The organism is Anabaena sp. UHCC 0253 (genome assembly GCF_009712085.1).
Lineage (GTDB): Bacteria > Cyanobacteriota > Cyanobacteriia > Cyanobacteriales > Nostocaceae > Dolichospermum.
The window spans coordinates 918,050-923,392 of record NZ_VILD01000001.1 but is presented as its reverse complement, the minus strand read 5'-3'; the positions used below and the strand labels follow the sequence as shown (position 1 = coordinate 923,392).

The 5,343-nt window shown below is 37.7% G+C and carries 3 protein-coding genes and 1 pseudogene; 1 reads left to right on the top strand and 3 read right to left on the bottom strand.

Annotation, left to right across the window (positions count from 1 at the left end):
• Both FJR38_RS04070 and FJR38_RS04065 read right to left on the bottom strand, forming a co-directional pair.
• A partial coding sequence (locus FJR38_RS04070; RefSeq protein ID WP_168535626.1) for an HAD-IC family P-type ATPase occupies nt 1–1,883 on the bottom strand: 1,883 nt, incomplete at its 3' end.
• A 231-nt stretch (nt 1,884–2,114) separates the two neighbouring features.
• Nucleotides 2,115–3,143 (bottom strand): AI-2E family transporter, encoded by a 1,029-nt coding sequence (locus FJR38_RS04065; protein ID WP_168535537.1) that lies wholly within the window; start codon nt 3,141–3,143, stop codon nt 2,115–2,117.
• A gap of 415 nt (nt 3,144–3,558) precedes the next feature.
• Here FJR38_RS04065 and FJR38_RS04060 point away from each other — a divergent pair, with 415 nt between their 5' ends.
• Entirely contained in the window at nt 3,559–4,527 is a 969-nt protein-coding gene (locus FJR38_RS04060; RefSeq protein ID WP_168535535.1) for a TIGR03885 family FMN-dependent LLM class oxidoreductase, read from the top strand.
• 268 nt (nt 4,528–4,795) lie between these two features.
• Here FJR38_RS04060 and FJR38_RS04055 read toward each other — a convergent pair.
• A pseudogene (locus FJR38_RS04055) lies at nt 4,796–5,311 on the bottom strand (transposase); the annotation flags it as partial.
• Nucleotides 5,312–5,343: the final 32 nt, after the last annotated feature.

The window sequence follows — 5,343 nt, the reverse complement described above, 5'->3', positions numbered from 1 at the left end:
ACAATTCGCAATTTCTGTTCTGGTGCTACACGGGCAAATACTACCCCATCTTCTATAGCTGTAGCCAATTCTGGTTTTTCCATTCTCGCCAGTTCTGCACCTGTAAAAGCCCTCACTTCCCGATGATGATTAAAACCCATTCTAGATGCAATTGCAGCCGCCGTGACAGCATGATCACCTGTAATCATTTTCACCTGAATACCAGCTTGTTGACAGGCTTGCACCGCCCTTATAGCCTCAGCACGGGGTGGATCTATCATCCCCTGTAAACCTAAGAAAATCAAATCATTCTCGATATCTGCATGATCTAATGAATCTTGATTCTCAGAAACTGGTTTTTTCGCAAAAGCTAACACCCGTAAACCTTGATGCGCCATTGTATCAACTTGCTGATTTACAGTTTCTGCATCCACAAGAGAAAGTTCCCCAGAGGAATTTAACATCTGTTGACAACGTTTGAGAACCGCCTCTACTGAACCTTTAACGTAAATAATTCGTTCTTGTTGTTCAATTTCATGCAGAGTTGTCATGTACTGAAACTCTGACTCAAAGGGGATGACATCAAGCCTAGATATAGTTGCTTGTAAATTATTATGGGTTAACCCGACTTTATTCGCAGCAGTTATTAATGCGCCCTCGGTAGGATCACCAACTACTATCCATTGTCCATCTTTATCTTCTAAGTGGGAATCATTACATAACAAACCAGCTTGTAAACACTCTGCTAGAGGAGGAATATCATGAATATCTACAGGATTTTCGTCTAGCAAAATTTCCCCGCTTGGTGCATAGCCTGTACCCGTGACTGTATAATATTCATTACCTGCATAGATACCTTGTACTGTCATCTGGTTTTCAGTCAAAGTCCCAGTTTTATCAGAACAAATAACTGTAGCACCTCCCAGGGTTTCGACTGCGGGTAACTTGCGTACAATGGCGTGACGGCTGGCCATGCGGGAAACACCAATTGCTAAGGTGACGGTGACTACAGCAGGTAATCCTTCAGGAATGGCACTCACAGCAAATGCTACCGCAGGTTCAAACATTTCTACCCAGGTGTTACCGTATCCTAAACCGACAGCAAATGTTAAAGATGCAATTCCTAAAATAATATAAAGTAAGGTGCGACTAAATTTGTCAAACTTCCGAGTTAAGGGGGTTTTGAGGATATTTCCCTGTTCCATTAATTGAGAAATACGCCCGGTTTCGGTGGCTGTACCAATAGCAACGACAATGCCTTTACCAGTTCCAAAAGTGACAAAACTACCAGCATAAGCCATATTAGTGCGTTCTGCTAGAACTGCATCTACTTGTACTGGTTGGGTATTTTTTTCAACAGCGAGAGATTCTCCTGTTAATCCTGATTCGTTGATTTGTAAATTCCGTGTTTGTACAAGTCGCAAATCTGCTGGTACTTTATCACCTGATGTTAATAATACGATGTCTCCAGGGATTAATTCAGTAGAAGGAACTTGGAGCTTATTTCTATTACGAATAATAGTGGTGTTAGTTTTAACTGATGAAGCTAAAGCAGCGATCGCACTTTCTGCTTTTGATTCTTGCACAAAACCAATGATAGCATTAATTAAAGTTACACCCCAAATTACTCCAGCATTTACCCATTGTCCCAAAAATGCTTTCACCGCACCAGCAATTAATAAAATATAAAGTAGCGGTTGATGAAATTGCAACAAAAATCTTAGTAAAGCACTTTTTCCGCGTTTGGCTTTCAGTTCATTATTTCCAAAAGTTTCTTTGCGTTTGGCTACTTCAGCAGCAGTTAAACCTGTTTCAATATTACTGTTTAAATATTGACTTACTTCCTGTACAGGTAAGTTATGCCATTTATATTCTGTTAATTCATTTGTAGATGATGCTGTCATAATTTTTTGCTCCAAAATCTTACCCTGATAGGATAATTTTACAATTCAGTTAGGTTCTTTTTTGCCGTGTATTTTGTGTTTAATTGTACATCTAACTTCTGTATTGCCTAACAATAGCATATTGCCAAAGAGGATATTTGTAAAGGCTGATTTTGTATCAAGATTACCCTTTTGATAAAATCGTAATTCAGCATTTTTATCCACTATAATTATACAGATTAAAATCCAAGATTAAAAATATGAATTCTCCCATTTATCTAAAATATCTTTAAATAAAACTTCCTCTAAGCAAGTTTTAGTAATCACAGTTAATGGTATAGCCATGACTAATCCTAATGCTCCAAAAAAAGTGGCAAAAAATATTTGAGAAGTTAGAGTAATAGCAGGTAATAAAGCTACCTGTTGAGCCATAACAGTGGGAGTTAACCAATAACTTTCAATATTCTGAATTACAACATAAACAATCAAAACTGCTACAGCTTTCCAAGGTGCATCTATAAGAGCGATCGCCATAGGAAATACTACACTTAAAGTTGGTCCAATATTGGGAATAAAGTTAAGTAATCCTGCTAAAACAGCATGAGCCAATACTAGAGGAACTTGCAAAATCAATAAACTAATCCCACTCAAAGCACCAATAAATAACATTTCAATTAAAGCACCTATTGTCCAATTTCCCAACCCAGTTGCACAACGGGAAAGAATGTCATCAACGCGTTGGCGATAAAATGAGGGAAATAATCGGATAAATGCTCGACGATATGGTTGAGGATCTGCCAATAACATCAGTGTCAAAACTAAAACTAATAGAAATTCTAAAATAGCGTTAATAGAGATCCTTAATATTGTAACTGACCTCTCAAATACCTGCATAACTAAAGGTTGAATTTCTTGAATTAAGTCATTGATATTAGGTAAATATTCGGTTTCTCCTCCAAAGCGATTTTCTAAATAGTTGAGCCAATCTTGAACTCTGGATATCCCTGCTGGTAAAAGTTTTAAAAGCTCTTGAAACTGAGCAATAAAAGGAGGCACAATCAAGAAGAAGAAGCCGATAAATAGTAATAGCAATCCAAAAATACTGAGTAATACTGACCAAGAACGCTTGATCTGCAAGTTTTGTAATTGTAAAACCAACTGATTTAAAGCTGTAGCTAGGACTACTGCTGTAAAAAACAGTAACATCAAGCGTCGAATTTGCCAAAGAATATATAAAGAAGCAATTAAGCTTATTAAGCCAAATAATTGATCGAATTTCACGTCTGTCTTATCTCCCCTATGAAAGGCATTATGATTAATTATGCTGATTGACTTTAAATGTAAATATAGCAATTCCCATTTAAGTGAGGTATAAGAAGAAAGAATTAACCGCAGATGGAAGAGGATAAACGCAGATGAACGCAGATACAGATAAGTTTGTACGTCGTTAGACTAAGAAATGCTATATACAAAAAATATGTCTTTTGGATGAGATTTAGCAAAAACATTGATAATTATGGCATGACTGTAGATGGATGTATTATCCAACTGGATCAGATATTTTTAAGGAAGTATATTCAAATTGAGTTTTTTTATTTTCAACTTGTATTGTTGTTATGGATTTTTGTGGGTAATTTTAAGGACTAAAGTCCTGACTACGAGCTTTTTTTTATGGGGAAAAATTAGAGTAATTTTTATGGTGAAATTTGGTTATCATGCTTCTCATGAGCAATTTAAACCTAGTCGGCTTCTAGAGTATGTGCAGACAGCCGAAAAAGCTGGTTTTAGTGCTGTACTGTCTTCAGATCATTTTCATCCTTGGAGCGATCGCCAGGGAGAAAGCGGTTATGCTTGGTCTTGGCTCGGTGCAGCCATGCAAGCCACCAATTTACCTTTTGGTGTTGTTTGCGCCCCCGGACAGCGTTACCACCCTGCTATCATCGCCCAGGCTGCGGCTACACTGGCAGAGATGTTTCCTCGCCGTTTTTGGGTAGCATTAGGTAGTGGACAAGCCATAAACGAGCAAATTACCGGAGAAGGATGGTTAACTAAAGGCGATCGCAATATTCGCTTAAAAGAATGTGTTGATATAATACGGGCATTATGGGCTGGAGAAACTGTCAACCATTACGGTTTAATTACTGTAGAACAAGCAAAGCTTTATACCCGTCCTCAAATTCCACCTTTAATTATTGGTGCAGCAATTACTCCTCAAACGGCTGAATGGGTAGGTAGTTGGGCGGATGGATTAATTACCATATCTCACCCTGATGAAAAACTCAAAGAAGTGGTAGAAGCTTTTCGGCGTGGTGGTGGTAAGGGCAAACCCATGTACTTAAAAGTACAACTTTCCTACGCCAAAGACGAAGCCACAGCTTTACAAACAGCTTACGAACAATGGCGCACAAATATTTTCAAAAGTTCAGTATTGTCTGATTTACGTCATCCTCATCAATTTGACGCAGCCGCAGAATTTGTCAAACCAGAGGATATGTACCAGTTCGTGCGAATTTCTGCCGATATAGAACAACATATAAAATGGTTGCAAAAATATATAGAACTGGGATTTAGTGAAATTTATCTGCATAATGTCAACCGCGAACAAGAGAATTTTATTGCAGTATTTGGTGAAAAAGTTTTACCAGGGGCGAAGCATTTGGTGTAAGGGCGTATCCCTAACGGGACTGGAAGCATCAGCATTCGGAAAATAAACTTGGGAAAAAACCGATAATTTATCGCCCGAATGCTTCGCCCCTACAGGAGTTATTTTCACTATTACTTAGGGCTTGCTGAAAAAGTCGTATTGAAGCCAGACCAAGAATCAATTAACAATGCTTGTAAGTGAAAACATAATTCATTGTATGAAGTAATTTGAGTAAATATAATATTTTCTAATCATCCAAATCTAAAAATAGGAAAAACATAGTATTTCCTCAAATAGATACAAAAAAAGTCATAATAATCCGCCGCAGTAATGCGGAAAGATTCATGACTAAAAAAGTTATGGCAATGGCTGTTTCTGAAGTATTAGAAAGTTTAGTCATCATTCGATCAAGACTATATCTTCTTTTGCCTTCTCCAAATTTACCTTCAATACAATTACGATCTCTCTCGTCTAATTGTGCCTGCTTTTTGGTTTCTTTGCTGACATTTGTTGGTGGTCTTCCCAGTGGTGGTCCACTAATTCTAATCCCTCTGTCTTTGCACCATTTTTCTATTATCCTTGGTGCGATAAATTTGATCTACATGCACTGATTCTGGATAGTATCCTGTTGCAGCTTTAAACGCTTCTACTTGTGATTTTAAGTCACCTGATTCATTAAAATTATCCCAGCTAATCCGATCTAAAAATCGTATCCTTCGTAACAACTAGCTGACAACTTAGCTCCAAATTCCACTGATGAACCAGCTTTTCCCCTAACAATTGGACGGACATGAGGTTGTGTTAACTTACGATTCTATCATCAAACACGAGTCAGAC